Here is a 25,239-nt window from a genome sequence, read left to right as displayed (position 1 = left end):
ATGAGCGCACAACGCTTCCATGAAGGGCAGGTGGCGGCCGTTACCGGTGCCGCCCGCGGCATCGGCCTCGGCATTGCCACGCGCCTGGCGCGCCAGGGCGTGACCGTCTACCTGCTGGACCGCGACGAGGCTGTGCTGACCGAAGCGGTCGCCCAGCTTCGCAGCGAGGGGATGAACGTCCATGGCCTGGCCCTGGACCTCACCGAGGGTGCTGCGGTGGAGCGCGCTTTCGGCCGTATCGCCGAAGCCGGCGCCGGCCTGGACTTCCTCGTGAACAATGCCGGCGTGGTCCGCGACAAGCGCTTCCTGAAGATGACCGAGGACGACTGGGACCTGGTGGTGGATACCAACCTGCGGGCGCAGTTCCTTTGCTGCAAGGCGGCGCTGCCGCTGATGCTGGAGCGCAGCTTCGGACGCATCGTCAACCTGTCGTCGCGCGCCTGGCTGGGCGGCTTCGGCCAGGCCAACTACTCCGCCGCCAAGGGCGGGGTGGTGAGCCTGAGCCGCAGCCTGGCCATCGAGTTCGCGGCCAAGGGCATCACGGTCAATACCATTGCTCCCGGCATCGTCGACACACCGCTGTTCCAGGCCTTCGAGCCCGAGGTGCAGGCGCGCCTGAAGGACACGGTGCCGGTCAAACGGATCGGCACGCCGGAGGATATCGCCAACGCCGTGGAGTTCTTCCTCGACCCGGCGAGTGCCTACATCACCGGACAGACCCTCTATGTCTGCGGCGGGCGCAGCCTGTCGTCAGCCAGCGTCTGAGGAGGCCACCATGCCTGTACATCTGCAGATCCGGGGCGCGGTGGCGTTGATCAGCCTCGACCGCCCGGATGCCCTCAACGCCCTGGATATCGAATCCCTGCGCACCCTGCGTGCGCGCCTGGAGGAGGTCCGTGACCGCCGCGAAATTCGTGCGGCGATTCTCGCCGGCTCCGGTGAACGCGCCTTCTGCGTCGGCGCCGACCTGAAGAGCACGCGGGCGTCCAACGCGTCCTATGCCGAGGCGCTGTTTCTCGACAAGGAGCTGGCGGCCGATGCCGGCTTGTACATCCGCCTGATGGACCTGGCCGACCTCGACCTGCGCAAGCCGCTGATCGCGGCCATCAATGGGCACTGCCTGGGCGGAGGCCTGGAACTGGCGCTGCAGTGCGACCTGCGCATTGCCTCCGCCAACGCCGGTTTCGGCCTGCCGGAAGCGGTGGTGGGGTCGATTCCAGCAGTGTCCGGCCTGCATCGTCTGCTCAAGGCCGTGCCGCCGGCCCATGCCATGCAGATGGCGCTGACCGGCCAGCGCATCGATGCCGCCCAGGCGTTGGCCATCGGTCTGGTGTCAGAGGTTTCGGCCAGTCCGGCAGCACTGCTGGAACGGGCCTTCGCACTGGCCGAGCGCATCGCCGCCCAGGCACCGCTGGCGGTCCAGGCGCTGCAATCCCTGGCACGGCAGACGGCGCACCTGTCCGATGCCGACGCCCAGCGTCTCACCGAGCTGTACTGGGGCGTGCTGCGGGACACCGAGGACCGCCTGGAAGGGCGCACGGCTTTCGCCGAGAAGCGCGCACCTCAGTACAAGGGCCGTTAGTTCCGGGGAGAGCCGTCATGCATCTGAGCAATCCGTTCTTGCAGAGCCTGGGTGTCGAATTGGTCCACTGGGCCGTTGGCGAGGCCGAGTTCCACATGCCCATCGAGGCGCGTCACCTGAACCGCCAGAGCATGTTGCACGGGGGGCTGATCGCCACCTTGCTGGATGCCGCCTGTGGCTACGCGGGCCTGCACTCGGCCGAGGGCGAGGAAGAAGTCCACGGCGTCACGGTGATGCTGAACATCGCCTACCTGAAAGCGGCCCGCTCCGGACGCGTGATCGCCCGGGGCAGGGTCAGCCGCAGTGGCCGCAGCCTCTACTTCGCCGAGGCATCCCTGGTGGACGAAGAGGGCGAGGTGCTCGCCACGGCCCAGGGCACCTTCAAGCAGGGAGACCGCCGTCATGCTGCGTAATGCCTTGCAAGGGCTGACGGTGCTGGACTTCACCCAGATCGCCGCCGGCCCCACCTGCACCATGCTGCTCGCCGACATGGGCGCGCGGGTGATCAAGATCGAACCGCCGGAAGGTGACCTCGGCCGCACGTTGGGGCCGGCCTGGGTGGGGGATTCCAGTGCCCTCTACCACGGCTTCAACCGGGGCAAGCAAGGCCTTTGCCTCGACCTGAAGAATCCCCAGGGATTGGCCGTCGCCAAGCGCCTGGTGGCTGAAGCGGACGTGGTGATCGAAAGCATGCGCCCCGGCGTGATGGCGCGGCTCGGGTTGGGATTCGAAGCGCTGTCGGCGCAGGATCCCGCATTGATCTACTGCTCCATTTCCGCTTATGGCCAGCAGGGTCCTTACGCGGACCGCGCGGGCGTGGATGGCATCCTCCAGGCGGACTCTGGACTCATGAGCCTGATCGGCATCCCCGGTGCGCCGCCCTGCAAGGTGCAGGCGCCCGTGGTGGATGTGGTCACCGGCTACATGGCCTGCATGGCCATCCTCGCCAAGCTGCAGGCGCGGCACCAGGACGGGCAGGGCGGGCACCTGGATGTGAGCCTGATGAACTCCGCCCTGGCGTTGCAGCAGTCCTCCATCAGCAGCTACCTGCGTGACGGCGAGCTACCCACCCCGATCGGCAGCGCCGCGCCTTACTCGGCACCCAACGAAGCCTTCCAGACCGCGGACGGCTGGATGATGGTGGCTGCCTACAACGGCAACCGCTGGGAGCGCCTGTGCACGGTGCTCGGTCACCCGGGATGGGCCACCGATCCACGCTTCCTCACCTCCGCCCAACGCGTGGTGCACCGGACCGAGATGCAGGAAGCCCTCAATAGCGTGTTCCGCACCCGGGGCACCGGCCATTGGCTGGAGCGCCTGCGTGCGGCGGACATCCTCTGCGCCAAGGTGGCCGACTACAGCGACCTGCTGAACCATCCTCAGCTTGAACAGAACGGCATGCTCGCCGAGATCGAGCATCCGCGGCATGGCGTGCTGCGGGTACCCGGTTTCCCGGTGAACAGCGCCGAGGCCGCCAAGCAGCCCTACAGGCCAGCGCCGGACAAGGGCGAGCACTCCCGCGAGCTGCTGGCCGAGATGGGCTTCAGCGAGCTGGAAGTAGCACAGATGCTCGAGGCCGGAGCGGTGGTCAACGCGTAGGGTGGAAATCGCGCTGCATTTCCACCATTCGGCGCCAGGGTGAGCGTCGATGGTGGATCGGTGGAGCGTGATCCACCCGGCTGCGCTCAGCGCCAACCTATGAAGGGCCGTGCCGCGTCTGGCGCGCCTGTTCCAGCAGCCATTGGCGGAAGATGCTCATGTCCTCGCTCTCCGCCCGGTGCCTGGGGGTGAGCAGGTAATAGGTGTAGGCGCCCATGTCCACGGTCTGCGGGAACGGTCGCACCAGGGTGCCTTCGCGCAGCTCTTTTTCCACCAGGAACAACTGGGCGATGGCGATGCCCTGGCCGCCGGAAGCCGCTGCATAGGCCATGGACGAACTCTGGTAGGTCATGCCGGCGCGGGCGTCCACGGCGCTGCCCACGCCTGCGGCCTGCAGCCAATGGCTCCAGTCGTCCGGCCGGGCGATGGAGTGCAGCATGGTGTACTCGGCCACGTCCGCCGGCTCGTGCAGGCCCGGTCCGATGTCGAGCAGGCTGGGGCTGCACACGGGGGCCAGTACGTTGTCGCTGAGCACGTAGCAGTTGCAGTTGGGCCAGTCTCCCGAGCCGAGGCGGATCGCTGCATCCAGGTCATCCTTCTGAAAGTCCACCGGGTCCAGCGAGGCGGTCAGCAGCACCTCGATCTTGGGGTTCTCCTGGTGGAAGCTGGCCAGGCGCGGAATCAGCCATTGCATGGCGAAGGTGGTGTAGGCGCGTACCTTGATCTGCCGGCGCTTGGCGGGGCGCTTGAGCTTGCGGGTGGCGCTGCGTAGTTCTTCGATGATGCGTGCCACTGCCTTGAAGTACTGCTCGCCGGCCGGGGTGAGGGTGATCTGCCGGTGCCCGCGAAGGAACAGTGGCTGTTCCATGTAATCCTCCAGGGCGCGGATCTGCCGGGAAACAGCCCCTGGCGTGACGTTCAGTTCATCGGCGGCGAGGGTGATGCTGAGGTGCCGGGCAACGGCTTCGAAAGCCCTTACGGCGTTGAGCGGCGGCAGTCTGTCCATCATCGGTTCTTCTTCTTGGACGCGTGGAATGGCGCGGAATCTTACTCTAGTTCTGGTTGAGTAAATCTCAAGCGAAAACCCTGTTTTAATCGTTTGTCGCGGCCTCTGGCGGGTTCCTAGGATCGGCTCCGGACGTATCACAACAACAAGAGAGAGCCGCTCCATGACCACTCCCAACCGGGCCCGTTGCTTCGGTCCGCACACCCTGTTTGCGCTCTTCGGCCTGACCTGCGGTGCCAGCGGCACCGCCAGTGCCGATTTCATCGATGGCTCCAGGGCCAGCCTGGAATTGCGCAACTTCTACTTCAACCGCGATTTCCGCCAGGACGGCGCTGCACAGAGCAAGGCCGAGGAGTGGGCCCAGGGTTTTCTGCTGCGCTACGAGTCGGGTTTCACCGAGGGGCCGGTCGGCGTCGGCGTCGATGCCCTTGGCCTGCTCGGGGTGAAGCTGGATTCCAGCCCGGATCGCACCGGAACGGGCCTGCTGCAATCCGACCGGGAAAGGCCCAATCGTGCCCAGGACGAGTACGGCGAACTGGGGCTCACTGCCAAGCTGAGGGCCTCCAGCAGCCTGCTGAAGATCGGCACTCTGCAGCCCAAGCTGCCGGTTGCCCTGTCCAACGACAGTCGGCTGCTGCCGCAGACCTTTCGCGGTGCCTGGCTCAGTAGTACCGAGGTGAAGGACCTGACCCTGGACCTGGGACGCTTCGACCGGGTGAACCTGCGCAACTCTTCGGATAACGAGGCGATGCAGGTGTTCAACGGCGGGGCGCGCAACATCGTGCTGGGCCGCAACAAGACCAGCGATGCGCTGGACTTCGCCGGTGCCAGCTACAAGTGGACACCGGCCCTGACCACCGCGTACCACTACGGCGGACTGGACGGCATCTACCGCCAGCACTACCTCACCCTCGGCCACAGCCTGGACCTGGGCGATGCCGGCTCCATCAAGTCCGACCTGCGTTGGGCGCGGAGCCTCGACGATGGCGGCAGCAATGTCGATAACCGCGCCCTGGGGGCGATGTTCACTTACAAGCGCGGCCCCCACGCCCTCGGGATGGGCTACCAGCACATGGCCGGCGATACCGGCTTCGCCTATGTCAGCGGGGCGGATGGTTACCTGGTGAATCTGGTGCAGATCAACGACTTCGGCAATGCGGACGAACGCTCCTGGCAGGCGCGCTACGACTTCGATTTCGCCGCGCTGGGCATTCCCGGCCTGACCTTCATGACGCGCTACCTGTCGGGCGATAACGTGCAAGTCACGGGCCGGACGGAGGAGGGCAAGGAGTGGGAGCGGGATACCGACATCGCGTACGTGGTGCCGAACGGGCCGCTGAAGAATCTCGGCATCAAATGGCGCAATGCGAGCGTGCGCAGCAACTTCGGTCCCGATATCGATGAGAACCGCTTGATCGTCACCTACACCCTGCCGCTCTGGTAATCCGTATCAGCGCAAAGCAACCGGCCCCAGAAGGGGCCGGTTTTTGCGTTCTTGTAGGGGGTACAGCGTCTCGCTCAATTCGAGGCCGTAGGATGGGTGGAGCTTGCGATACCCATCGATACGAGGTGATGGGTATCGCTGCGCCCCAGCGGAACGCCGCCCGCCACATCCTGCATGGGCAATCCCTGGCGCAGGATCAGAGGCGGATGATCACCGACTTCAGCTGGGTGTAGTGGGAGAGGGCGTCGATGCCTTGCTCGCGGCCGTAGCCGCTCTGCTTGAAGCCACCGCACGGCGTCTGGACGAAGCCGCCGCTGTACTCGTTGACTACGATGCGCCCCGCTTCCAGGCCGGCGGCCACGCGGTGCACGCGGCCGATATCGCGGCTCCAGATGCCGGCCCCCAGGCCGAACTCGCTGTCGTTGGCGATGCGCAGGGCATCGGCTTCGTCCTTGAAGGGAATGACGCAGAGGATGGGGCCGAAGATTTCTTCCCGGGCCAGGGTCATGTCGTTGGTCACGCCGGTGTAGACCGTGGGTTCGATGTACCAGCCATTGCCGAGATGCTCGCCGCTGGCCACCTTGCCGCCGATGGCCGGTTTGAGGCCTTCGCGCTCGGCGATTGCGAAGTAACTCTGGATCTTCTCGAACTGTGCCTGGGTGGTGATGGGGCCGGAGGTGCAGTCGAAGTCTGGGCCGACGCGCAAGGCCGCGACCTCGGCCACCAGCTTCTCGACGAAGCGGTCGTGGACGCTCTCCTGCACCAGCAGACGGGTGCCGGCGCAGCACCACTGGCCGCTGTTCCAGGTGAAGGCCGTGGTGGCGCCCTTGGCGGCGGCGTCGAGGTCGGCATCATCGAAGACGATATTCGCCGACTTGCCGCCCAGCTCCAGGGTCAGCGGTAGGATGCGCTCGGCAGCGATGCGGCCCAGTTCCTGACCCGCGGTAATGCCACCGGTGAAGGAAATCTTGCGCATCAGCGGATGGCGCGCCATCACCGGGCCGATGACGCTGCCCTTGCCGACGATCACGTTGAACACACCGGCAGGCAGGCCGGCTTCTTCAACGGCGATGCGGGCCAGTTCCACCAGCGAGGCGGAGGTGTGCTCGGAAGGTTTGGCAACGACCGTGTTGCCGGTGGCCAGGGCCGGTGCGATGGCGCGGGCGGCCTGATGCAACGGGGCATTCCAGGGCAGGATGGCACCGATCACGCCGAAGGGATCGCGGCGGGTGTAGACGTGGTAGTTGGGGCCCTGGTTGATCACTTCGCCGTCCATCACGTTGACCAGGCCGGCGTAGAACTCGAAGTACTGGGCGGTGAGGTCCATCAGCGTGGCCATCTCGCGGCCGGGCTTGCCGGTCTCGGCGCTTTCCAGCTTGCCCAGGCGGTCTTCGCTGCGGCGCACGATACGCGCCAGCTCCACCAGGATGCGGCCACGCTCGGAAGGCCGCATGTCACGCCAGGCCGGCAGGGCGTCCTGGGCGGACTGGATGGCGAGCTCCACTTCCTGCGGGCCGCTGTTGGCGACCTCGCCGAGCTTTTCGCCGGTGCGCGGGTCGAACTTGTCGACGTAGCGACCTTCGACAGGCGCCAGGCTGCGCCCGCCGATGTAGCTCTCAACTTTCAAGAACATGCTTCGAGACTCCTCAATTCAAGGCCCGGATCATGATCGGGTGCCATTCTTGTTCGTCGACCCGGGCGCAGGGGCAGGTTCGGCCTTCGGCTGCGTGCCTTCAAAGGAATTTTCAGCCATCAAGGCTTGAGAAAACCTCAAGCGTCAGATTGCCCGGAACGCACGCCTCGCCTGGGCTGTCGCTTGATTTAAAGTCAAGTGTACTGGGCGGAAATCTCGCTTCACCGCCCCTGCGTGACACTGCATCTTGCTCGCTAACCAGAAGAGAACGCCTTCGGGCGATCAACAACAAAAAGTGTGCTCACGGGAGCGATGCAATGACTAACGACAATAGTGCGATTGGCGGCCTCATGCCTGATTCCATGTCCGCCACGGGCCAGGCCGATATTGGCCGCAAGCTGAACCGGACCGAGAAAAAGGCCATCGTGGCCGCGACCCTGGGCACCATAGTCGAGTACACCGACTGGGTGATCTACGCCACCTTCTCGTCCATCCTCGCCAAGCAGTTCTTCCCGGCAGGCAACAGCCTTACCGCGCTGCTCTCGGTACTGGCGGTGTTCGCCGTGGGCTTCCTCATGCGCCCCATCGGCGGTGCGGTGCTCGGTGTGTTCGCCGACCGCTATGGCCGCAAGAAGGGCCTGACCCTGTCGATCCTGCTGATGTCGCTGGCCTCGCTGGTGATCGGCATCTGCCCCAATTACGAGAGCATCGGCATCGCCGCCCCCATCATCCTGGTGCTGGCACGCCTCACCCAGGGCTTCTCCGCCGGTGGGGAATTCGGTTCCGCCTCGGCCTTCCTGATCGAATCGGCACCGTCCAACCGGCGTGCCTTCGCCGGCTCCTGGCAGTGGTTCGCGATCAACGCCGGCACGCTGGTGTCCTTCCTGCTCGGCTTCGTGCTGGCCTCGGTGGGTAGCGACACGGCCCTGGAAGACTGGGGCTGGCGCGTGGCGTTCATCATCGCCGCGCTGATGGGCGTGCTCACCCTGTGGATCCGGCTGTCGGTGAAGGAAACCGAGGTGTTCAAGTCCCGCGTGGCCAAGAAGGCCGTCGAGAAACGCCCGATCCGCGACATGTTCACCAAACACCGCAAGGACGTGCTGCGGGTCATCGGCGTCGCCATGGCGGGCAACCTGCTGAACTATGTGTGGATGGTGAGCTACCCGTCCCAGGTTCACCTGGTGACCGGGATGTCGATCCGCGAGACCTTGCTCGCCGGGGCCATCGCCGTGAGCGTGTCGCTGCTGCTGATGCCGCTGGTCGGCATGCTGGCTGATCGCATTGGCCGCCGCCCGGTGCTGATTGCCTTTGCCGCTGCGTCCATCCTCTGGGCCTGGCCAAGCTTCGGGCTGCTTTACCAGGGCATCAGCCTGGTTGAGGTGGTGCTGCTACAAACTGTCTCCATGGTCATCCTCACCGGCTTCGGCGCCGCCTCGGCCGTAACCATGGCCGAGCAGTTCCCGGCCGAGGTGCGGGTCACGGGCATCGCCTTGCCCTATGCGCTGTCGGTCACCCTGTTCGGCGGGACTTCGCCCTACATCATGACGGCGGCAGCGGGCGCGGGTTATGGCCATCTGTTCTGGGTCTACGTCGCCGCGGTGTGCCTGGTGAGCCTGGTGGTCTACATCCGTATGCCGGAGATGAAGGGGCAGCCGCTGCGCTGATCGTGCTGGCGGACAGAAAAGGCCGGGCCCGATGGGCTCGGCCTTAAGCCGGATTGTCGGTAGCCCGGATGAAATCCGAGATACCCCCCTTATCGGGGCCATAGGCAAGCCCACGTCCTACGAACGTGGGAAATCGAGTAAGCCTTACGCCTTCTGCGGCACCACCCCCTGCAACTTCGCGCGCAGCACCAGCGCAATGCCGCCCAGCACCGCCAGCGAAACCAGCACCAGGCGCAGGCTGATGGTTTCGCCCAGCAGCAGCGCGCCGCCAAGGGCCGCGAGGACGGGGACGCTGAGTTGCACGCTGGCGGCCTGCAGGGCGCCGAGGCCGGGCAGGGCGCTGTACCAGATGGCGTAGCCGATGCCCGAGGTCAATGCGCCGGAGAGCAGGGCGTAGATGAGGCCTGGCAGGTCCAGGGTCAGTTGGTCGATGAAGGGCAGCAGGAGCAGGGCGGCGAAGGGCAGGGCGCGGATGAAGTTGCCGGCGGTGGCCGCCAGCGGCAGGCCGGCCTGGCGGCCCAGCAGGGTATAGACGCCCCAGGCCAGGCCCGCGAGCAGCATCAGCAGCCCGCCGACCAGGGGCGGCGCAGTGGCGCCGGGTAGCAGCAGCACCACCAGGCCGCCCGTGGCCAGGGCGAAACCCAGGGTCTGTTGAGGGTTCAGGCGCTCGCCACGCAACAGGCCGAAAACCACCATGCAGAGCTGCACCGCGCCGAACAGCAACAGCGCGCCGGCCCCGGCGTCCAGCTGCAGGTAGGCATAGGAGAACGCTGCGGCGTAGACGAACAGCGCCAGCGCGGCACGCCAGTTGCCGGTGCTGGCCAGGGGCGTGTGACGCAGTCGCAGTAACAGCCAGAGCATCAGTGCGCCGGAGGCGATGCGGATGGCCGTGAAGCTCGCCGCGTCGATGGCGGTTTCCTTCAGGGCAAGTCGGCAGAGCAGGGAGTTGCCGGCAAAGGCCAGCATGGCCAGTGCGGTGAGCAACAGCGTACGGGCGGCGGGCATGGCTGTCCTTAGGGGGATACCCGTTGGTTCAACGGCGCAGATAGGCGGTGAAGTCGATATCGCTGGCCGAGAGGATGGCCTGTACACGGTTGTGTACGTTGAGCTTGCGCAGGATGGCCGAGACGTGGGCCTTCACCGTGGTTTCGGCGATGTCCAGGTTGTAGGCGATCTGCTTGTTCGACTCGCCCTTGGTCATGCGTTCCAGCACCAGGAGTTGCTTGCGGGTCAGCGCCTGCAGCAGTTCCGGCGGGATGCCGGCGTCTTCATGGTGGCGGCGGGGCGAGGTCTTCTGGGTACGGATGATGTCGGACGGCAGATAGACGTTGCCGTTGAGAATCTGCTCGATGGCGTCGGTCATTTGCGCGCGGGGCGAGGATTTGGTGATGAAACCCACCGCGCCGTAGGTGATGGCCTGCAACACCACCTGCTTGTCCTGCTCGGCGGAGACGATGACCACCGGCACGGTGGGGGCCTCGTTGCGCAGGTTGATCAGCCCGTTCAGCCCATGCATGCCGGGCATGTTCAGGTCGAGGAGGATCAGGTCCAGGTCGTCGTGCTCCTGGGTCAGGGCCAGGGCGCTGTCCAGGTCGGCGGTCTCCATCACTTCGCTTTCCGGAAACCCATCGCTGATGACGTTGTGGATGGCTTCGCGGAAGAGCGGGTGGTCATCGGCAATCAGAATCTTGTACACGGCCTTTCACCTCATTGTTTTCATTATGGTGCGGCAGGCCCGGGTGTGCCCGGTCAGGGGAAGGGCACGGGACGGGCGGACTTCATCGCGGACGCTCTGTACTTTTTATAGGCAGCTATTACAGGCCAGTGCCGCTGCTTTTGGAATTCGACGTTGAGAGGGGGGAAGCAGTACCAAAGTAGTAGATGGCCCATGCCAGAACGGTTCCCGGCTTGGGCACCCTGCCGTCCCAGGGCCAGCCCACAGGAAGGGGTCAGGGTGCGAACGTACGCAGAAAGTACCGGTCGGGCGGTACCAAGGTAGTAGAAGCCTCTCTGCCGTTCGGTCCTAGCATGGCAACACAATAATCAGAGGGAGTTCGCGCCGTGCGCATCCTCAAGCATTTGCTGTTGCCTGCGTTGCTGATCCTCAGTCTGCTCGGCTTCGATCGAGCCAGGCCGGTGGACGACCGCCACCCGACCGGGGGGCGTGTGGAGCGCATTCTCTGGATGGATGAGTGAGGCCTGCCATGCACACGCTATGGCACGTCGACCTGCTGGTGACCCTGATCTTCATGCTGGCGCTGTTCGGCATCGCCCTTGGCCTCGGCCTGTGGGCAATGCGCTGGGCGGTGAGGCGTGGTATGCGGGTGCTGGATGACCTGCTCGGCGCTTTGCAGCAGGTGTCCCGTGGTGAGCTGCAGGTGCGCCTGCCAGCCTATTCCACGGCCGAATCACGCCGTCTGGCCAGTCACTTCAATCAGATGGCGTCCTCCCTGGAACAGGTCAAGGCGGAGAACGCCACGCTTACCCAGGCGCTACTGGCGTTGCAGGAGCGCGAGCGACGCCAGCTGGCGCAGGCGCTGCACGACGACCTCGGTCAATACCTCGCCGGGATTCGTGCCCAGCTCTTCCTGCTGCGCAGCGTGACCGGCCAACTGCCTGTGGTGAACCACACCGCCCAGGCGCTGGAGAGCAATTGCCAGCACCTGCAGGACGGCTTCCGCGCGTTGGTCCGCGATCTTTACCCGGTGATGCTGGAACGCCTGGAACTGGTCGAAGCCATTCGCCTGCTCGGCCAGCAGTGGCAGCAGACCCATGGCATCACCTGTCGCATGCAGTTGGCTGAGGACCTGCCGCCGATTTCCGGCGAAGCCAAGGCCCATTTCTATCGACTGCTGCAGGAAGCGCTTACGAATGTGGTGCGCCATGCCGAGGCGAGCGAGGTGCGGGTGCGCCTGCGCGCCGGAGGGCGAAGGTTGCGCCTGGTGGTGCGGGATGACGGACGCGGCGCCGAGCGTCTCGATGGCGGTGGCATCGGCCTGCGCTCCATGCGCGAACGCGCCCGCTGCCTGGGAGGTGAGCTCAGATTGCTGACGCGTCCCGGCGCTGGCCTGGTGCTTAGCCTCAGCGTGCCCGTGGAGGGGCTTGGATCATGAAAATCCTGCTGGTGGACGACCATGCCGTGGTGCGCCAGGGCTATGCGGCCTTGCTTTGCGCGTTGCTGCCGGAGGTGCAGGTCAGCGAGGCCGGCAGCGGCGAGGACGCCCTGCAGAAGGTGCAGGAGGAGATTCCCAACCTGGTCATCATGGACGTGGGTCTGCCCGGCATCAGCGGCCTGGAGGTCACTCGCCGGTTGCGCCAGCGCCTGCCGCAGTTGCGCGTGCTGTTCTTCAGCATGCACGACGAACTGCCCCTGGTGCGCCAGGCCCTGGACGCCGGCGCTGCGGGTTACATCACCAAGAGCTCGCCGCCGGAAGTGCTGCTGGAAGCGGTACGGCGCATCCTTGCCGGCCATCCCTACATCGAACAGCAGTTGGCGACCCAGCTGGCGTGCCATCAGACCGATGACCCGCGCTTGCGCGGCATTACCCAACGTGAGTTCGAGATATTCGTGATGCTCGCCCGTGGCCTGCCTTCTCGCGAAATCGCCGAGCGCCTGTGCATCAGCGGCAAGACCGTGTCGAACTACCTGACTTTGCTGAAGAGCAAGCTGCAGGTGGAATCCCATGCAGAACTGGTGCACCTGGCGATCGATACCGGTGTTTTGCGGGTGGGGCCGTAGGAGAGGGGCCGCTTCGCGGCCCTTGGCGAATGAATTGGCGATGTCTGCATTACGTGTTGCAAGAAGCCGTATTGCCCGTGGGAGCTGGCTTGCCAGCGAATAGCCCCGTTTCGCTGGCAAGCCAGCTCCTACAAGGCTCTTGGACCGATGGTAAATCTCGTGCAACAGCTAACGCAGACACAGCGATTGAAATCGCCCCCACAGAAAAACTACACACCTTCAGTGCCGCGCTGGGGCGCTCAATCCCACCCGCTCGGGCAACCCGTGCAGCCTTCCATATTGGTCTCCTGAAAGGTCGCATAGTGCTTGCGGGTGCCGGTGAGGTCGGCGTTTTCCAGGTTTGCCTGACCGATCTTGGCTTCCTGCAGGTTGGCGTCGCGCAGGTCGGCATCCTTGAGGTCGACCTTGCTCAGCCAGGCCATTTCCAGGTCGGCGGCCTGGAGCTTCACCCGGTGCATTTTCGCGCCGGAAAGGCGGGCGAATTCCAGGTAGGCCGCGGAGAGGTCCGCGCCCTGGAACTGCGCGGCCTGGGCGAACATTCCCCAACCTTGCACGGCCACCATGCGGCTGTTGCTGAGGTCCGCCAGGCGCAGGTTGGCCTGTTGCAGGCTTGCCCGGGTCAGGTTGGCGCCGACCAGACGGGCCTTTTCCAGGTTGGCCAGATCGAGGCGGGCATGACGCAGGTCGGCGCCTTCGAGGTTGGCACCGGAGAGGTCCATCTTGCCCAGATCCTGGTTGGCCAGTTGGGCGCCACGCAGGTCGGCGCCGGGGCAGCGGCTTTCCGGGGCGATGCGGCAGCCGTTGATCATCAGGTCGCCGTCGTCGGCCAGGGCCAGGCTGCCGGCTACCAGCAGGGCGAGCGGCAGATAGAGGTGCAGGTTGTTCATGGCAGGTTTCCGAAGGGAGGCTTGAAAGGAAACCGGGGCGCTGGGCCCCGGTCCGTCACTCAACGCTGCGCGGTCTTGTCCCAGCTCGGCAGCTTGAATACCCAGAAGGAACCACCCTGGGCCACCGGCTTGGTCAGCTCGGCCATGTCGCCGCCCCAGAGGGGTACTGCGCCGCCGTAGCCCACGGTCACACCGATGTACTGCTCGCCGTCCTGCTCCCAGGTGATGGGCGGGGAGACGATGCCGCTGCCGGTCTGGAACTTCCACAGTTCCTTGCCGTTCGTGGCGTCGAAGGCCTTGAGGAAACCGTCGCCGGTGCCGGTGAACACCAGGTTGCCCTTGGTGGCCAGCACGCCTGCCCAGAGCGGCAGACGCTCCTTGTGTTCCCAGGCCACTTTGCCGGTGGTGGGGTTCATCGCCCGCAGGATGCCGACGTGGTCGTCATACATGCGCTTGATACGGAATCCCTGGCCGAGGTAGGCCGAGCCCTTCTTGTAGGCCACTTCTTCGGTCCAGTAGTCCTCTTTCCAGTGGTTGGCCGGTACGTAGAAGAGGCCGGTGTCCTGGCTGTAGGCCATGGGGTTCCAGTTCTTGCCGCCGAGGAAGGGCGGGGAGACTTCAACCGTCTTGCCGTGCTTCTGGCCCGGCTCCGGCAGCGGCGGGCGCTGGCCCGGATTTTCAACCGGACGGCCAGTCTTCAAGTCGATATGGCTGGCCCAGGTGATGTTGTCGACGAAGGGGAAGGCGTTCTGCAGCTTGCCGTTGTTGCGATCCACCACATAGAAGAAGCCATTGCGGTCGGCGTGGGCGGTGGCTTTTACGGTCTTGCCGTTCTTGTCCTTGTAGTCGAAGAGCACCAGTTCGTTGTTGCCGGAGAAGTCCCAGGCGTCGTTTGGCGTGTGCTGGTAGAACCACTTCACCTCGCCGGTGCTCGGGTCTACGCCGACCTGGCCGGAGGTGTAGAGGCTGTCGAAGTCCTTGGGATCGCCACCATCGGCGGTACGTGCCCAACCGTTCCAGGGCGCCGGGTTGCCGGCACCCACAACGATGGTGTTGGTTTCAGGATCGAAGCTGGCGCTCTGCCAGGGCGCGCCGCCACCGTGGCTCCAGGCCTCTTTCTTGCCGGTGGGGGAATTCTTGTCGTCCGGCCAGGACGGCGCCTTGATGTCGCCGGTGGGCGTGCTGTCCTTGCCGTTCAGGCGACCCATGTGGCCCTCGACGAAGGGGCGCATCCACACCTCTTCGCCGGTGTCCGGATCGCGGGCGAAGAGCTGGCCCACCACGCCGAATTCGTCACCCGAGCTGCCGTGCACCAGCAGGACCTTGCCACTCTTCTGGTCTTTCACGATGGTCGGCGCGCCAGTCATGGTGTAGCCGGCACCGTGTTCGCCGAACTTCTTGTTCCAGACCACCTTGCCGGTCTTCTTGTTCAGGGCGACCACGCGGGCATCGAGGGTGCCGAAGAAAATCTTGTCGCCATAGATGGCCGCACCACGGTTGACCACGTCGCAGCAGGGGCGGATGTCGTCCGGCAGGCGGTGGTTGTAGGTCCACAGGCGCTGGCCGGTCTTGGCGTCGAGGGCGAAGACGCGGGAATAGGAAGCGGTGACGTAGATCACCCCGTCGCTGATGATCGCCTGGGACTCCTGGCCGCGTTGCTTCTCGTCGCCGAAGGAGAACGACCAGGCCGGCGACAGCTTGAACACGTTGTCGGCGTTGACCTTGTCCAGCGGGCTCCAGCGCTGGGCATTGGTGCCCAGGCCGTACTGCAGCACGTCACCGGTCGTTTTGTGGTCGTTGGCAATGTCGTCCCAGGTCACGTTCTGGGCGAAGGCGCCGGCGGCAGCGGTCAGGCCTCCGACGAGAAGCAGGCAACGGATGGCGGTGGAAAGCGGGCTGGCAGGGGAGGGTAGCGATCTTGTTGTCATCTTTGCGATTCCCATAGTCGATGGATACGGGGCCATCTGCTGGCCCGGCGTTTCGAATGGTGGAATTCGCGCTGTCGCCTTGATACGGAAAATCTCCCGCGCATGTCGGGAAAACTTCCCAGCCCGGGCATGACTTGGCATTGCTGCCAAAGCCCTTGTCGATACCTTCCGAGGAGCTACGACGAACGAAGGTTGCAGCGACCGCTACCAAGGTATCGGCCGTTCGATACCAAGGCGCTACAGCCAGATGAGCTCCCCGGCCTTAGCCTGACAGATAGGGAAACCCGCAAGAGGATTCCGTCATGATCATCATCAAGCACCTTCTGTTACCGCTGCTGCTGATCTGCTGCCTGCTCGAGTTCGAACTGGCCAGGGCCTCCGGCGACCTGGTCCGCCCTGCCATCGACCTGCCAGATCAACGTTTCTCCCTCCCGGCGTCCACGCCCGTAGCCGACTGATTGCCCCGTTTCTCCCGCCTCCATAACACCCGTCTTGCTGGTGAATGACGTCGCGTCGTTCGTCAGCAGGCTCGCGCCTGCACGCCTGATGGCGCCAGGGCGTTCGTCCGCACGCATCCACCCGCACTACTACCAAGGGAGGAAGGGCAAGCCACCAAAGCAGGATGGGGGCCTGACCGGGGGCTTCCTACCATGTCTCCACAGCGCTCCCCACGGGGCGCCGCCTTGCCCAGTAGCTCAATGAGGATGTACGTGATGAACAACAACAGCGCACTGCGCGGCCTCGCATTCCTGGCCGGCCTGACTCTCAGCGGAATGGCCCTGGCCCATGGCGACGTGGTGCCCCAGGCCGTGAACACCGAAGGCCTGGAGGCACTGGGCAAGGAGTGGCGCGCCGAGAACCCCTATCGCGCGCCCTATCCCCAGCATGACCTTGCCGTCGAGATCGGCTCTTCGGCCTACAACCAGAACTGTGCCCGCTGCCATGGCCTGGAAGCCAAATCCGGCGGTATCGCCCCTGACCTGCGCTACCTGGAAACCGATGCCAGCGGTGACGAGTGGTACAAGGAGCGGGTGATCAACGGCGCGGTGCGCGACGGCGCGGTGTACATGCCGAAGATGGCCGAGTTCCTCAGCCAGGAAGCCCTGTGGGCCATCCGCACCTACCTGGAAAGCGTGCACGTGGAGGAGTGATCGAACCCTGCGCGGGGGGCGTCTGGCTGGCGAGCGAGGCTACACCAGCTCCGCGTGCTTCAGCTCGCTCTTCAGGTAGGCGTAGTAGATCGGTGCCGCCACTAGCCCCTGCAGGCCGAAGATCGACTCGAACGCGAGCATCGCCAGCAGCAACTCCCAGGCCCTGGCGCTGATCTGGCCGCCGACGATCCGCGCGTTGAGGAAGTATTCCAGCTTGTGGATGGCGATCAGGTAGCCCAGGGCACCCAGCGCGACCCAGAGGGATACCGAGAATCCGGCGATGAAGATGAGCGTGTTGGACATCAGGTTGCCGATCACCGGCAGCAGGCCAAGGATGAAGGTCAGCAGGATCAGCACCTTGGTCAGCGGCAGGTGGATGTCCATCAGTGGCAGCACCACGGCAAGGAAGATGCCGGTGAGGGTGGTATTGACCAGGGAAATCTTGATCTGCGCGAAAACGATATTGCGGAAGGCGGTGACCAGCAGCGCCATGCGCTCCAGCAGCAGGCGGCTGAGCGGACGCAGGGTCTCGAAATTGGGGATGGGCTGCAGGGCGATGATGGCGCCGAGGATCATGCCGATCAGCATGGTCACGAAGGTGTGTGCCGCGCCCTTGCCCAGCAGTTGCAATTGGCCGACGTGGGCACGCAGCCATTCCATCAGCTCGCGGCGCAGGTCATCGGCGTTGGCCGGCAGGTAATTCTCGATGGACGCCGGCAACTGCGCTCGCGCCTGCTCGGTCAGGACGATGAACTTCTCCAGCAACTGGCCGGGGTTGTGGACTTCCTGAGTCACCACGCCGGCGATCCACACAAAGAAGACTGTCAGCAGGCTCACCACCAGGATGCCCAGCAAGGCCACCGCCAGCCAGTGGGCGCGGCGGCCACCGGGAATGACCGGTTGCAGGCGGGGTGCCAGGGTGACCACCAGTTCGTAGACCAACAGGCCGGACAGCAGGGACGGCAACAGGTGGAAGGGCAGCACCAGCAGCAGGCCGATGAGTGCGATGACCCAGCTGGCCAGGAGCAATTGACGATCAGTGAAGAGTTGCATAGGTCCTGGGGGCCTTGGAAAGCGAAGCAGGGGCGGCAGTCTGCCAGTGGGAGGCGCCGCCGCACAATCAGCAGCTGAAGTATGCAGGGGCGACGCGGTATCGCCACTCCTGGGCGAGGAACCGGCATTCGCACCGTTCGCTCTACGACCAAGGAACCATATTCCGTACAGCCGATTCGCCGCTTAATACCCGAAAACAATGACAACAAAGGGACAAGCGATGCGCTACTGCCTGATCCATAGCCTCCTGATTATCGTCATCGCCGGTGCAATGGCCTTTGCCGGCCTGCCGCCCTGGCTGGGTGTCCTCCTGCTGCTGCCCGTGCCCTGGCTATTCCGACCGAAGACGATGGCCGCGCTGGCCGATGCGGGGGAGGGTGCCGACATCGCACGACTGACCCGCGACCTGTCCCGCAGCACCAGCCACAATGCCCTGTCCGCCGCCGGTGTCGCCTGGTCGGTGGATCGCCTGGCCGAACGTCTCAAATCCCAGTTGCAGGCCGCCGAGCGCATTGTCGGCAGTGCCGAGGTGATGATCGCGACCGAGGCCGCCACGTCCGAACTCAGCCAGCAGGCCTTCGCCGCCGCCCATGGCGCGCGTCAGAGCAGTGATGAAGGTCGCGAGGTGTTGCGGCAGGCGATAGCGCTCATGCACCAGCTCAGCGCCCGGGCCAGCGCCAGTCGTGAGCTGATTGCGGCCCTCAGCCAGCGCAGCGAGGAAATCCAGCAGGTGGCCCAGGTCATCCAGTCCATCGCCAGCCAGACCAATCTGCTGGCGCTGAACGCCGCCATCGAGGCCGCGCGCGCCGGCGAACACGGCCGGGGATTTGCCGTGGTGGCGGACGAGGTGCGTGGCCTGGCCGGGCGAACCGCCAGCGCCACCGGCGAAGTCGGGCAGATGGTGGCCGATATCCAGCGGCAGACGACGCTGGTGGTGGAACAGATCCAACAGCTTTCCATCGATCTGGACGCGGGCGTAGGCCAGGTGGAGTTGACCGGCCGCCAGCTGGAGAAGATCGCGGGCCTGGCTGCCGCAGTGGAAGGGCAGGTGGACGAAATCGCCCGAGGCGCCCGGACCAACCGTGACCAGTTGGCGGGCTTGTTCGAGGCCGTGGGGCAGATGCGCAGCGACCTGGGTGTCAGTGATGAACAGACCCGCCGCCTGGCTGAGGCCGCCAGCCAACTGGAAGCGCAAGCCGAAACCATCAGCGAACGCCTGGCCGAAGTAGGCCTGGATGACTACCACCAGCGGGTCTATGACCTGGCCCGGCAGGGCGCGACGTCCATCGCCGAACGCTTCGAGCGGGATGTGCGGGACGGCCACATCAGCCTCGATGACCTGTTCGACCGTCGCTTCCAGGTGGTGCCCGGCACCTACCCGCAGAAGTACAGCTCGCGCTTCGACCGCTACACCGACCAGGTCCTGCCGGACATCCAGGAGCCGCTGCTCGAACAACATGAGGGCCTGGTGTTCGCCATCGCCTGCACCCAGGAGGGGTATGTGCCCACCCACAACCTGGCCTTCAGTCAGGCGCCCAGCGGGGACCGCGAGCAGGACATGGCTCGCAGCCGCAGCAAGCGGATGTTCAGCGACCGCACCGGCATCCGCTGTGGCAGCCACCAGCAGCCGCTGCTGCTGCAGACCTATACCCGTGACACCGGTGAGCTGATGCACGACCTCTCGGTGCCGATCATCCTCCACGGGCGCCATTGGGGTGGATTGCGCCTGGGCTACCGGCCCGAGCAGGCCGCTGCGACACCGGCCCCGCGCAAGGACGCTCTGGCAAGCGCCTGAGGACGGGCCAACTACTACCAAATGAGGAGGGTGTCTGTGCCATGGGCGCATACCGGGGAGCGCGGGGCGCTGACTAAGATCGGTCTACAACCTGCCCAACCGGGTGGGCACCGACCAGAGAGAGCAACGCCATGATCTACGCACAACCAGGCACTCCGGGCGCCGTCGTCAGCTTCAAGCCGCGCTACGGCAACTTCATCGGTGGCGAGTTCGTACCGCCGGTGGGTGGCCAGTACTTCACCAACACTTCCCCCGTGAATGGCGAGGTGATTGCCGAGTTCCCCCGTTCCGGCGCCGAGGATATCGAGAAGGCGCTGGATGCCGCCCACGCCGTGGCTGATGCCTGGGGCAAGACTTCCGTGCAGGACCGCGCGCTGATCCTGCTGAAGATCGCCGACCGTATCGAGCAGAACCTCGACGTGCTGGCCGTCACCGAAACCTGGGACAACGGCAAGGCTGTGCGCGAGACCCTGAACGCCGACGTACCGCTGGCCGCTGACCACTTCCGTTACTTCGCCGGCTGCATTCGCGCCCAGGAAGGCAGCGCTGCCGAGATCAACGAGCACACCGCTGCCTATCATTTCCACGAGCCGCTGGGCGTGGTCGGGCAGATCATCCCCTGGAACTTCCCGCTGCTGATGGCCGCCTGGAAACTGGCCCCCGCGCTGGCTGCCGGCAACTGCGTGGTGCTCAAGCCCGCCGAGCAGACCCCGCTGTCGATCATGGTGCTGGCAGAGATCATCGGTGACCTGTTGCCGCCTGGCGTGCTGAACATCGTGCAGGGCTTCGGCAAGGAAGCCGGCCAGGCGCTCGCCACCAGCAAACGCATCGCCAAGATCGCCTTCACCGGCTCCACCCCGGTGGGCTCTCACATCCTCCACTGCGCGGCGGAGAACATCATTCCGTCCACCGTGGAGCTGGGCGGCAAGAGCCCGAACATCTACTTCGAAGACATCATGCAGGCCGAGCCCGAGTTCATCGAGAAGGCGGCCGAAGGCCTGGTGCTGGCCTTCTTCAACCAGGGCGAAGTCTGCACCTGCCCGTCGCGCGCGCTGGTGCAGGAATCCATCTACCCGGCGTTCATGGCCGAGGTGATGAAGAAGGTGCAGAAGATCAAGCGTGGCAACCCGCTGGACACCGACACCATGGTTGGCGCCCAGGCCTCGCAGCAGCAGTTCGAGAAGATCCTCTCCTACCTGGAAATCGCCCAGCAGGAAGGCGCCGAGCTGCTCGCCGGCGGTGCGGCCGAAAAACTGGAGGGCGGCCTCGCCAGCGGCTACTACATCCAGCCGACGTTGCTGAAGGGGCACAACAAGATGCGCGTGTTCCAGGAGGAAATCTTCGGCCCGGTGGTGGGCGTCACCACCTTCAAGGACGAAGCCGAAGCCCTGGCGATTGCCAACGACACCGAGTTCGGCCTGGGCGCTGGCGTCTGGACCCGCGACATCAACCGCGCCTACCGCATGGGCCGTGGCATCAAGGCCGGCCGCGTGTGGACCAACTGCTACCACCTGTACCCGGCCCACGCCGCGTTCGGTGGCTACAAGAAGTCCGGCGTCGGCCGTGAAACCCACAAGATGATGCTCGACCACTACCAGCAGACCAAGAACCTGCTGATCAGCTACGACATCAATCCGCTGGGCTTCTTCTGATCTACGATTGATCCCGTGGCGCGCAGGTTCGGGCGCCACACTCCCTTTGCCGATGATGCCCTGCCAGCGGGACTGCGCACACGAATCCCATGCCCGCCAGGGTTTACTCGCAACGCGGCTTCGGCCGCGTTTTTTCTTGGCGACCCTGTAGGAGCCAGCTTGCTGGCGAACGGTGCCACGACCTTCGCGAGCAAGCTCGCTCCTACACAGGTAGCTCGGCCTGACGCGTGACCTGCCGGCCCCCAAAAGCCCTACCAAATCACGAGCGCATCTCCTTCGAAAGTACCATTCGGGCCTCTCCGGCCTGGTGATTAACTGGACTTGCCGGAATCCTCCGGCGCCATAACAAGAGGATGGCTCCATGTGGACTAAACCCGCCTTTACCGATCTGCGCATTGGTTTCGAAGTGACCTTGTACTTCGCCAACCGCTGATTCGCATCGCCCCGGCCCTGCCGGGGCCCCCGCCCAGGGCTAATCCCATGCATATCCAGATTCTCGGCTCTGCCGCCGGTGGGGGTTTCCCCCAGTGGAACTGCAACTGCCACAACTGCCGTGGCGTGCGCAGCGGCAAGGTCCGCGCCCAGCCGCGTACGCAGTCCTCCATCGCCATCAGCGCCAACGGTGTCGACTGGGTACTGTGCAACGCCTCGCCAGATATCCGTGCCCAGCTGGAGGCCTTCCCGCCGCTGCAGCCGGCGCGTCGTGTGCGCGACACGGGCATTGCCGCGATCATCCTGATGGACAGCCAGATCGATCACGTCACCGGCCTGCTCAGCTTGCGCGAAGGCTGCCCGCACCCGGTCTGGTGTACTGAGATGGTCCACCAGGACCTCAGCACCGGCTTCCCGCTCTTCACCATGCTCAGTCATTGGAATGGCGGGCTTGCATGGAACCCCATCGACCTGGCCAGTCCGGGCTTCGAGATTCCCGCCTGCGCGGGCCTGCGCTTCACCGCGATTCCCTTGCTGAGCAGTGCGCCGCCGTATTCGCCGCACCGGGGCAACCCGCACCCCGGCGACAACATCGGGCTGCTGGTGGAAGACCTGAATACCGGCGGCAATCTGTTCTACGCCCCCGGCCTTGGTCAGGTAGACGAAACCGTGCGCGGCTGGATGCGCCGCGCCGACTGCCTGCTGGTGGACGGCACCCTGTGGCGTGACGACGAAATGCGCCATTGCGAAGTCGGCGACAAGCTCGGCAGCGAGATGGGCCATCTGCCGCAGAGCGGTCCGGGCGGGATGATCGAGGTGCTCGATGGCATTTCGGGCCCGCGCAAGGTGCTCATTCACATCAACAACACCAACCCGATCCTCGACGTCGATTCCTGCGAGCGCGCCGAACTGGGCCGCCACGGAATCGAAGTGGCCTGGGACGGCATGAGCATCGAGTTGTAAGGGAGCCCGAGATGAACCAGCCAGCCATGAGCCCCGCCGAGTTCGAGCAGGCCCTGCGCGCCAAGGGCGCCTGCTACCACATCCATCATCCCTATCACCGAGCCATGTACGAAGGCCATGCGACCCGCGAGCAGATCCAGGGCTGGGTGGCCAACCGCTTCTACTACCAGGTGAACATCCCGCTGAAGGACGCCGCCATCCTGGCCAACTGTCCGGACCGCGATACCCGCCGCGAATGGATTCAGCGCATCCTCGATCACGATGGCGCCCCCGGCGAGGAAGGCGGCATCGAGGCCTGGCTGCGCCTGGCCGAGGCCGTCGGGCTGGACCGCGAGCAGGTGCTGTCCCAGGAACTGGTGCTGCCCGGCGTGCGTTTCGCGGTGGATGCCTATGTGAATTTCGCCCGTCGCGCGAGCTGGCAGGAGGCTGCCAGCAGTTCGCTGACCGAGCTGTTCGCGCCGCAGATCCATCAGTCGCGGCTGGACAGCTGGCCGCAGCACTATCCCTGGATCGACCCGACTGGCTACGACTACTTCAGGAAGCGCCTGAAAGAGGCGCGCCGCGATGTCGAGCACGGCCTGCGCATCACCCTCGACCACTACCGCACGTGGGACGCCCAGCAGCGCATGCTGGAGATCCTGCAATTCAAGCTGGACGTGCTCTGGAGCATGCTCGACGCCATGAGCATGGCCTTCGAGCTGGAACGTCCGCCGTTCCACACGGTGACCCGTGAACGGGTCTGGCACCGGGGAATTGCACTATGAGCGACTTCGACATGCATCAGGTACCCAACCTGCGGCGGGGCTTCCGCCTGCAATGGGAACCGGCCCAGGGCTGCCACGTGCTGCTGTATCCGGAAGGCATGGTGCGGCTGAACGAGAGTGCGGGGGAGATCCTGCGCCTGGTGGATGGCCAGCGTTCGGTGGCGCAGATCGTCTTCGACCTGCGTCGACGCTTTCCCGACGTACCCGGCCTGGACGAAGACATACTGGCGTTCATCGAGGTGGCCCATGCCCAGTTCTGGTTGCAACTCGAAGCCTGAAACCCAGCCGGGGCCGCCGTTCTGGCTGCTGGCCGAGCTGACGTATCGCTGCCCGCTGCAGTGCCCGTACTGCTCGAACCCCCTGGACTTCGCGAAACAGGGCGAGGAACTGACGACCGCCCAGTGGATCGAGGTGTTCCGCCAGGCCCGTGAGCTGGGCGCGGCACAACTCGGCTTTTCCGGCGGCGAGCCGTTGGTGCGCCAGGACCTCGAGGAACTGATCCACGCCGCGCGGGAGATGGGCTACTACACCAACCTGATCACCTCCGGCATCGGTCTCACCGAGGCGCGCGTCAAAACCTTCAAGGACGCCGGACTGGACCATATCCAGATCAGCTTCCAGGCCGCCGACGAAGAGGTGAACAACCTCTTGGCCGGCTCGCGCAAGGCCTTCGCCCAGAAGCTGGCCATGGCCCGCGCGGTGAAGGCCCAGGGCTACCCGATGGTGCTGAACTTCGTCACCCACCGGCACAACATCGACAGCATCGGGCGGATCATCGAGCTATGCCTGGAGCTGGAAGCGGACTTCGTCGAACTCGCCACCTGCCAGTTCTACGGCTGGGCCGAACTGAACCGCGCCGGCCTGCTGCCGACCCGCGAGCAACTGCAGCGCGCCGAGCGCATCACCAATGACTACCGGGCGAAGCTGGCGGCCGAAAAGCATCCGTGCAAACTGATCTTCGTCACCCCGGATTACTACGAAGAGCGCCCCAAGGCCTGCATGAACGGCTGGGGCAACCTGTTCCTCGACATCACCCCGGACGGCACGGCGCTGCCTTGTCACAGCGCGCGCCAGCTGCCGGTGCAGTTCCCCAATGTGCGCGAGCACAGCCTGCGCCACATCTGGTACGAGTCCTTCGGCTTCAACCGCTTCCGTGGCTATGACTGGATGCCAGAACCTTGCCGCTCCTGCGACGAGAAGGAGCGGGACTTCGGCGGATGCCGTTGCCAGGCCTTCATGCTCACTGGTGATGCCAGCAACGCCGATCCGGTCTGCGTGAAGTCGGCGCACCACGGCAAGGTACTGGCGGCACGGGAAGAAGCGGAACACGCTGCCAAGGGACTGGAGCAACTGACCTATCGCAATGAGCGCACCTCCAAGATCATCTGCCGCGCCTGAGAGCCGTCCTTTTGGTTTCTGGGACAGTGACTGGAGCGCGGAACGTGCCGTGGCGGCGAGCCGTGACTTCGCGGAGCTGCGCTGGGGACCAGCGGGGCTGTTCTGGAGTCTGTTCGACCCCGCTGATGGCCGTACCACGCTCTGGCGCTGGCAGGCAGGCGTTGCACGCTGCCTCACACCCGCCGCCTTTTCCGTGCGCAGCCGGGTCTACGAATACGGTGGCGGCGCTTTCTGCTTGCTCGACGAGGGCGTGGCGTTCGTCAACGAGGCAGACCAGCAGCTCTATGTCCAGGTTCTCTCCGGCGTACCTGCCGCGCTGACCGGGACCCCTGGGTGCCGCTACGGCGATCTCTGGCCGGGTGAGCGGGCCGTACTGGCAGTGGAAGAAGACCGGGGCGTTCACCGGCTGGTGTCCATTGCCCTGGAGGGTGGGCACCGTCAGGTACTCGTCGAAGGGGCCGACTTCTACGCCGCACCGCGTATCAGCCCGGATGGCCAGACCCTCGCCTGGATCGAGTGGTCCCGTCCCGCGCAGCCTTGGACCCAAAC

24 protein-coding genes and 2 pseudogenes are annotated in these 25,239 nt (G+C 65.1%); 19 read left to right on the top strand and 7 right to left on the bottom strand.

Features of this window, described 5'->3' with window-relative positions:
* The 4 genes from FFS60_RS07115 to FFS60_RS07100 are packed head-to-tail and all read left to right on the top strand — an operon-like array spanning position 1 to position 3,181.
* Positions 1 to 765, top strand: coding sequence for an SDR family NAD(P)-dependent oxidoreductase (locus FFS60_RS07115; RefSeq protein ID WP_137821540.1), 765 nt, complete (start codon positions 1 to 3; stop codon positions 763 to 765).
* A gap of 10 nt (positions 766 to 775) precedes the next feature.
* Positions 776 to 1,582: an enoyl-CoA hydratase/isomerase family protein gene (locus FFS60_RS07110; RefSeq protein WP_137821539.1), complete on the top strand. Its 807-nt coding sequence runs from the start codon at positions 776 to 778 to the stop codon at positions 1,580 to 1,582.
* A gap of 17 nt (positions 1,583 to 1,599) precedes the next feature.
* Positions 1,600 to 1,995, top strand: coding sequence for a PaaI family thioesterase (locus FFS60_RS07105; protein ID WP_137821538.1), 396 nt, complete (start codon positions 1,600 to 1,602; stop codon positions 1,993 to 1,995).
* Positions 1,985 to 3,181, top strand: a complete 1,197-nt coding sequence (locus FFS60_RS07100; protein WP_137821537.1) for a CaiB/BaiF CoA-transferase family protein — start codon at positions 1,985 to 1,987, stop codon at positions 3,179 to 3,181. The genes FFS60_RS07105 and FFS60_RS07100 overlap by 11 nt, the downstream gene beginning before the upstream one ends.
* Before the next feature lie 97 nt (positions 3,182 to 3,278).
* On the opposite strand, the gene gcvA is transcribed toward FFS60_RS07100, so the two are convergent.
* Positions 3,279 to 4,190 (bottom strand): transcriptional regulator GcvA, encoded by a 912-nt coding sequence (gene gcvA / locus FFS60_RS07095; RefSeq protein WP_256658048.1) that lies wholly within the window; start codon positions 4,188 to 4,190, stop codon positions 3,279 to 3,281.
* Between the two features lie 160 nt (positions 4,191 to 4,350).
* Here gcvA and FFS60_RS07090 point away from each other — a divergent pair, with 160 nt between their 5' ends.
* Positions 4,351 to 5,631, top strand: a complete 1,281-nt coding sequence (locus tag FFS60_RS07090) for an OprD family porin (RefSeq protein ID WP_137821536.1) — start codon at positions 4,351 to 4,353, stop codon at positions 5,629 to 5,631.
* 196 nt (positions 5,632 to 5,827) lie between these two features.
* On the opposite strand, the gene FFS60_RS07085 is transcribed toward FFS60_RS07090, so the two are convergent.
* A complete protein-coding gene (locus FFS60_RS07085; RefSeq protein WP_137821535.1) occupies positions 5,828 to 7,264 on the bottom strand; it encodes an aldehyde dehydrogenase in 1,437 nt (478 codons plus the stop codon).
* A gap of 317 nt (positions 7,265 to 7,581) precedes the next feature.
* On the opposite strand from FFS60_RS07085, the gene FFS60_RS07080 reads away from it, so the two are divergent.
* Positions 7,582 to 8,928 (top strand): MFS transporter, encoded by a 1,347-nt coding sequence (locus FFS60_RS07080; RefSeq protein ID WP_137821534.1) that lies wholly within the window; start codon positions 7,582 to 7,584, stop codon positions 8,926 to 8,928.
* Positions 8,929 to 9,072: 144 nt separating this feature from the next.
* On the opposite strand, the gene FFS60_RS07075 is transcribed toward FFS60_RS07080, so the two are convergent.
* Together FFS60_RS07075 and FFS60_RS07070 are read right to left on the bottom strand one after the other, a co-directional pair.
* A complete protein-coding gene (locus tag FFS60_RS07075) occupies positions 9,073 to 9,933 on the bottom strand; it encodes a DMT family transporter (RefSeq protein WP_137821533.1) in 861 nt (286 codons plus the stop codon).
* A 28-nt stretch (positions 9,934 to 9,961) separates the two neighbouring features.
* Positions 9,962 to 10,624 carry a response regulator transcription factor gene (locus FFS60_RS07070; RefSeq protein ID WP_028627975.1) on the bottom strand — a complete coding sequence of 221 codons (663 nt, stop codon included), beginning with the start codon at positions 10,622 to 10,624 and terminating at the stop codon, positions 9,962 to 9,964.
* Between the two features lie 365 nt (positions 10,625 to 10,989).
* Here FFS60_RS07070 and FFS60_RS28985 point away from each other — a divergent pair, with 365 nt between their 5' ends.
* From FFS60_RS28985 to FFS60_RS07060, 3 genes and pseudogenes are all read left to right on the top strand, one after another.
* Positions 10,990 to 11,124, top strand: coding sequence for a hypothetical protein (locus tag FFS60_RS28985; protein ID WP_256658047.1), 135 nt, complete (start codon positions 10,990 to 10,992; stop codon positions 11,122 to 11,124).
* 53 nt (positions 11,125 to 11,177) lie between these two features.
* Positions 11,178 to 12,041, top strand: a pseudogene (locus tag FFS60_RS07065) (ATP-binding protein); the annotation flags it as partial.
* Positions 12,038 to 12,667, top strand: coding sequence for a response regulator transcription factor (locus tag FFS60_RS07060; protein WP_137821532.1), 630 nt, complete (start codon positions 12,038 to 12,040; stop codon positions 12,665 to 12,667). The pseudogene FFS60_RS07065 and the gene FFS60_RS07060, both read left to right, overlap by 4 nt.
* A 239-nt stretch (positions 12,668 to 12,906) precedes the next feature.
* Here the strand turns inward: FFS60_RS07060 and FFS60_RS07055 are convergent, their stop codons facing one another.
* Together FFS60_RS07055 and exaA are read right to left on the bottom strand one after the other, a co-directional pair.
* A complete protein-coding gene (locus FFS60_RS07055) occupies positions 12,907 to 13,554 on the bottom strand; it encodes a pentapeptide repeat-containing protein (protein WP_137821531.1) in 648 nt (215 codons plus the stop codon).
* Between the two features lie 59 nt (positions 13,555 to 13,613).
* Positions 13,614 to 15,482 (bottom strand): quinoprotein ethanol dehydrogenase, encoded by a 1,869-nt coding sequence (gene exaA, locus FFS60_RS07050; RefSeq protein WP_137821530.1) that lies wholly within the window; start codon positions 15,480 to 15,482, stop codon positions 13,614 to 13,616.
* Between the two features lie 302 nt (positions 15,483 to 15,784).
* Between exaA and FFS60_RS28635 the strand changes: the two genes are divergently transcribed.
* Both FFS60_RS28635 and pedF read left to right on the top strand, forming a co-directional pair.
* Complete coding sequence (locus tag FFS60_RS28635) at positions 15,785 to 15,940, top strand: hypothetical protein (protein WP_171016495.1); 156 nt, start codon at positions 15,785 to 15,787, stop codon at positions 15,938 to 15,940.
* A 255-nt stretch (positions 15,941 to 16,195) separates the two neighbouring features.
* Positions 16,196 to 16,633, top strand: coding sequence for a cytochrome c-550 PedF (pedF, locus tag FFS60_RS07045; protein ID WP_137821529.1), 438 nt, complete (start codon positions 16,196 to 16,198; stop codon positions 16,631 to 16,633).
* Positions 16,634 to 16,672: 39 nt separating this feature from the next.
* On the opposite strand, the gene FFS60_RS07040 is transcribed toward pedF, so the two are convergent.
* Positions 16,673 to 17,686, bottom strand: a complete 1,014-nt coding sequence (locus FFS60_RS07040; protein ID WP_137821528.1) for an AI-2E family transporter — start codon at positions 17,684 to 17,686, stop codon at positions 16,673 to 16,675.
* A gap of 199 nt (positions 17,687 to 17,885) precedes the next feature.
* Between FFS60_RS07040 and FFS60_RS07035 the strand changes: the two genes are divergently transcribed.
* The 8 genes and pseudogenes from FFS60_RS07035 to FFS60_RS07000 form a co-directional block, all read left to right on the top strand.
* On the top strand, positions 17,886 to 19,481 hold the full coding sequence (locus FFS60_RS07035) for a methyl-accepting chemotaxis protein (RefSeq protein ID WP_371926378.1): 1,596 nt from the start codon (positions 17,886 to 17,888) through the stop codon (positions 19,479 to 19,481).
* A gap of 131 nt (positions 19,482 to 19,612) precedes the next feature.
* Positions 19,613 to 21,133 (top strand): aldehyde dehydrogenase family protein, encoded by a 1,521-nt coding sequence (locus tag FFS60_RS07030; protein WP_137821526.1) that lies wholly within the window; start codon positions 19,613 to 19,615, stop codon positions 21,131 to 21,133.
* A 361-nt stretch (positions 21,134 to 21,494) separates the two neighbouring features.
* On the top strand, positions 21,495 to 21,566 hold the full coding sequence (gene pqqA, locus FFS60_RS07025) for a pyrroloquinoline quinone precursor peptide PqqA (protein WP_072432761.1): 72 nt from the start codon (positions 21,495 to 21,497) through the stop codon (positions 21,564 to 21,566).
* Positions 21,567 to 21,613: 47 nt separating this feature from the next.
* On the top strand, positions 21,614 to 22,528 hold the full coding sequence (gene pqqB, locus FFS60_RS07020; protein WP_137821525.1) for a pyrroloquinoline quinone biosynthesis protein PqqB: 915 nt from the start codon (positions 21,614 to 21,616) through the stop codon (positions 22,526 to 22,528).
* Positions 22,529 to 22,539: 11 nt separating this feature from the next.
* On the top strand, positions 22,540 to 23,292 hold the full coding sequence (gene pqqC, locus FFS60_RS07015) for a pyrroloquinoline-quinone synthase PqqC (RefSeq protein WP_137821524.1): 753 nt from the start codon (positions 22,540 to 22,542) through the stop codon (positions 23,290 to 23,292).
* Positions 23,289 to 23,570 carry a pyrroloquinoline quinone biosynthesis peptide chaperone PqqD gene (gene pqqD, locus FFS60_RS07010; protein ID WP_137821523.1) on the top strand — a complete coding sequence of 94 codons (282 nt, stop codon included), beginning with the start codon at positions 23,289 to 23,291 and terminating at the stop codon, positions 23,568 to 23,570. The genes pqqC and pqqD overlap by 4 nt, the downstream gene beginning before the upstream one ends.
* Positions 23,539 to 24,690 (top strand): pyrroloquinoline quinone biosynthesis protein PqqE, encoded by a 1,152-nt coding sequence (gene pqqE, locus FFS60_RS07005; protein WP_137821522.1) that lies wholly within the window; start codon positions 23,539 to 23,541, stop codon positions 24,688 to 24,690. The genes pqqD and pqqE overlap by 32 nt, the downstream gene beginning before the upstream one ends.
* Positions 24,656 to 25,239 (top strand): annotated as a pseudogene (locus FFS60_RS07000) (S9 family peptidase); the annotation flags it as partial. The gene pqqE and the pseudogene FFS60_RS07000, both read left to right, overlap by 35 nt.

It is taken from the genome of Pseudomonas sp. D(2018), assembly GCF_005502555.1.
In the GTDB taxonomy this organism is placed as follows: domain Bacteria; phylum Pseudomonadota; class Gammaproteobacteria; order Pseudomonadales; family Pseudomonadaceae; genus Metapseudomonas; species Metapseudomonas resinovorans.
Note: the sequence above shows the minus strand (reverse complement) of the source record. Positions and strands in the feature narration are given on the sequence as shown.

What these genes read in the sequence shown, in the direction of transcription:
- FFS60_RS07115 (WP_137821540.1), top strand. Translation starts at nt 1, where the DNA reads ATGAGCGCACAACGCTTCCATGAAGGGCAGGTGGCGGCCGTTACCGGT.
- FFS60_RS07110 (WP_137821539.1), top strand. Translation starts at nt 776, where the DNA reads ATGCCTGTACATCTGCAGATCCGGGGCGCGGTGGCGTTGATCAGCCTC.
- FFS60_RS07105 (WP_137821538.1), top strand. Translation starts at nt 1,600, where the DNA reads ATGCATCTGAGCAATCCGTTCTTGCAGAGCCTGGGTGTCGAATTGGTC.
- FFS60_RS07100 (WP_137821537.1), top strand. Translation starts at nt 1,985, where the DNA reads ATGCTGCGTAATGCCTTGCAAGGGCTGACGGTGCTGGACTTCACCCAG.
- gcvA (WP_256658048.1), bottom strand. Translation starts at nt 4,190, where the DNA reads ATGATGGACAGACTGCCGCCGCTCAACGCCGTAAGGGCTTTCGAAGCC.
- FFS60_RS07090 (WP_137821536.1), top strand. Translation starts at nt 4,351, where the DNA reads ATGACCACTCCCAACCGGGCCCGTTGCTTCGGTCCGCACACCCTGTTT.
- FFS60_RS07085 (WP_137821535.1), bottom strand. Translation starts at nt 7,264, where the DNA reads ATGTTCTTGAAAGTTGAGAGCTACATCGGCGGGCGCAGCCTGGCGCCT.
- FFS60_RS07080 (WP_137821534.1), top strand. Translation starts at nt 7,582, where the DNA reads ATGACTAACGACAATAGTGCGATTGGCGGCCTCATGCCTGATTCCATG.
- FFS60_RS07075 (WP_137821533.1), bottom strand. Translation starts at nt 9,933, where the DNA reads ATGCCCGCCGCCCGTACGCTGTTGCTCACCGCACTGGCCATGCTGGCC.
- FFS60_RS07060 (WP_137821532.1), top strand. Translation starts at nt 12,038, where the DNA reads ATGAAAATCCTGCTGGTGGACGACCATGCCGTGGTGCGCCAGGGCTAT.
- FFS60_RS07055 (WP_137821531.1), bottom strand. Translation starts at nt 13,554, where the DNA reads ATGAACAACCTGCACCTCTATCTGCCGCTCGCCCTGCTGGTAGCCGGC.
- exaA (WP_137821530.1), bottom strand. Translation starts at nt 15,482, where the DNA reads ATGACAACAAGATCGCTACCCTCCCCTGCCAGCCCGCTTTCCACCGCC.
- FFS60_RS28635 (WP_171016495.1), top strand. Translation starts at nt 15,785, where the DNA reads ATGATCATCATCAAGCACCTTCTGTTACCGCTGCTGCTGATCTGCTGC.
- pedF (WP_137821529.1), top strand. Translation starts at nt 16,196, where the DNA reads ATGAACAACAACAGCGCACTGCGCGGCCTCGCATTCCTGGCCGGCCTG.
- FFS60_RS07040 (WP_137821528.1), bottom strand. Translation starts at nt 17,686, where the DNA reads ATGCAACTCTTCACTGATCGTCAATTGCTCCTGGCCAGCTGGGTCATC.
- FFS60_RS07035 (WP_371926378.1), top strand. Translation starts at nt 17,886, where the DNA reads ATGACAACAAAGGGACAAGCGATGCGCTACTGCCTGATCCATAGCCTC.
- FFS60_RS07030 (WP_137821526.1), top strand. Translation starts at nt 19,613, where the DNA reads ATGATCTACGCACAACCAGGCACTCCGGGCGCCGTCGTCAGCTTCAAG.
- pqqB (WP_137821525.1), top strand. Translation starts at nt 21,614, where the DNA reads ATGCATATCCAGATTCTCGGCTCTGCCGCCGGTGGGGGTTTCCCCCAG.
- pqqC (WP_137821524.1), top strand. Translation starts at nt 22,540, where the DNA reads ATGAACCAGCCAGCCATGAGCCCCGCCGAGTTCGAGCAGGCCCTGCGC.
- pqqD (WP_137821523.1), top strand. Translation starts at nt 23,289, where the DNA reads ATGAGCGACTTCGACATGCATCAGGTACCCAACCTGCGGCGGGGCTTC.
- pqqE (WP_137821522.1), top strand. Translation starts at nt 23,539, where the DNA reads ATGCCCAGTTCTGGTTGCAACTCGAAGCCTGAAACCCAGCCGGGGCCG.